This is a genomic window from Kitasatospora sp. NPDC007106 (assembly GCF_040634455.1).
GTDB lineage: Bacteria > Actinomycetota > Actinomycetes > Streptomycetales > Streptomycetaceae > Kitasatospora > Kitasatospora arboriphila.
The window spans coordinates 1-1,957 of record NZ_JBEYFP010001017.1; the positions used below are offsets into that span (position 1 = coordinate 1).

The 1,957-nt window shown below is 74.7% G+C and carries 1 protein-coding gene and 1 pseudogene; one reads left to right on the forward strand and one right to left on the reverse strand.

What is annotated here, in order from left to right; translation table 11 throughout:
• Positions 1 to 93 precede the first annotated feature (93 nt).
• A complete protein-coding gene (locus ABZ641_RS35235; protein ID WP_359988474.1) occupies positions 94 to 1,398 on the reverse strand; it encodes a cytosine permease in 1,305 nt (434 codons plus the stop codon).
• On the opposite strand from ABZ641_RS35235, the pseudogene ABZ641_RS35240 reads away from it, so the two are divergent.
• Positions 1,306 to 1,848: pseudogene (locus ABZ641_RS35240) on the forward strand (amidohydrolase family protein); the annotation flags it as partial. The gene ABZ641_RS35235 and the pseudogene ABZ641_RS35240 sit on opposite strands and share 93 nt — an antisense overlap.
• Positions 1,849 to 1,957: the final 109 nt, after the last annotated feature.

Sequence of the window (1,957 nt, forward strand, 5' to 3'; positions counted from 1 at the left end):
CCGCCGGTTGTGATAATGATGATGACGTCATCCGCGATTAGTATAGTGGTGACTGGAGGTCAGAGGTTTGCTCTTCCGATCTGCGGCCGTTCGTCAGTTCCGGCCGTCCCGGGTGCCCCGCCGGCCCGCCGCCAGGTAGACCGCGGCGGAGAGCAGGAGGCCGACCGGCAGCGACAGGTCGGTGCCGCCGAGGGCGGCGGCCACCGGCCCGGTGTACAGCGGGGTGGTGACACACAGGCCCGCCGCCGCGGCGCCCAGCAGGACGGCGGCCGCCCCGGCCGGGTTGACGCCCGCGGTGTACCAGAACGGCCCGCCGCGGCTCTCGTCGGAGAGCGCCCGGCCGTCGTAGCGGTTCCGGCGCAGCAGGACGTCGGTGGCGTAGACGGCCGTGGTGGGGCCGGTCAGCACCACCATCAGCTCCAGGACGCTGTTGACGGTGTCGAGGAAGTTCGAGACCAGCAGCGCGTAGAGGGTGAGCGCGACGCCGAGCGCGCCGTCCAGGGCGACGCTGCGGGAGCGGCGGACGCGCAGGCCGGCCGCCTGCAGGGCGAGCCCGGAACTGTACGCGGTCATCGCGTTGTTGGCGACGGCGGACAGCACGACGGCCAGCAGGAAGGCCGGTTCGAACCAGCCCGGGAGGATCGCGGTGAGCGCGGTCTGAGGGTCGCTCATGTCCAGCGCGGTGCCGGCGACCGCGCCGAGCGCGGTGAAGAGCACGCTCGGCAGGAACCCGCCGAGCGCCGTCCACCCGGCCACCGCCCCCGGCCGGGTGCTGCTCGGAAGGTACCGGGCGAAGTCGGCGCTGTTGGTGTACGAGAGCGGGGCGGACGCGACCAGGGTGAGCCCGCCCGCCAGCGCGGCGACCAACGCGCCGCCGTGCAGCGGCTGTTCGGGACGGTAGCCCCAGTCCGCGCGGTCGAGCACGAAGACGGCGAGCACCGCGAGGACGGCCGTGAGGACCAGCGTGAACGGCAGGTAGAGCCGGACGATGGCGGCGTGGCCGTAGATGCTGATGGCCAGGGCCGCGGCGGCGACGGCGACGATCACCACCACCTTGAGCGGCGTGCCCGGCCGCAGGCCGGCCTCCTCCAGCAGGGCGAGGGCGGCGAGCGAGCCGGCCGCCCAGCTGAGCGCCAGGTAGCAGACCGAGACCAACCAGCCGGTGACGGCGACGCTGACCCGGTTGCCCCGGGTGCCGAAGACCGCCCGCATGACGATCTCGCTCGGCGTGCCCGAGGCCGGGCCGCTGACCGCGACCAGGCCGACCAGGGCCCAGAGCAGGTTGCCCGCGACGATCACCGCCAGGGACTGCCACAGGTCGAGGCCGAGCAGGACGAGGGCGCCGCCGACGACCAGGCTCAGGTAGCTCACGTTCGGCGCGGCCCAGACCGCGAACAGCTCGCGGGGGCGGCCGTGCCGCTCGTCGTCGGGGATGCGGTCGATGCCGTGGGCCTCGGCGAGGAACGCGCCGGCCGGGCGTTCCGCTGCCGCGATCTGTGGGAGGCCGGCGCCCGGGTCGTCCTCGGCTCGGACTGGCCGATCGCGCCCTTCGCACCGCTGGAGGTGATGGCCGGCGCCCGGCACCGCCGCCCGCGGGACCTCTCGCTGCCCCCGCACGGCCCCGAGCAGGCCCTCACCCCGCTGCAGGCGCTCCAGGGGTACACCCTCAACCCGGCCAGGGCCGCCGGGGAGGACCACCTGGCCGGGCGGCTCGCCGTCGGACAGCGCGCGGACCTCACCGTCCTTGCCGAGGACCCGCTCACCGTGCCCGACGGCGACCTCGCCGCGCTCCCGGTGCTGCTCACCGTCGTCGACGGCCGCCCGACCCACCGGGCGTCGGAGCTGTGACGTGGTGACGTGGCTGCGACGGGTCTGCGGGCCTGTGACGTGGTGACGCAGTTGCGACGGGCCTGCGGGCCTGTGACGTGGTGACGCAGTTGCGACGGGCCTGCGGGCC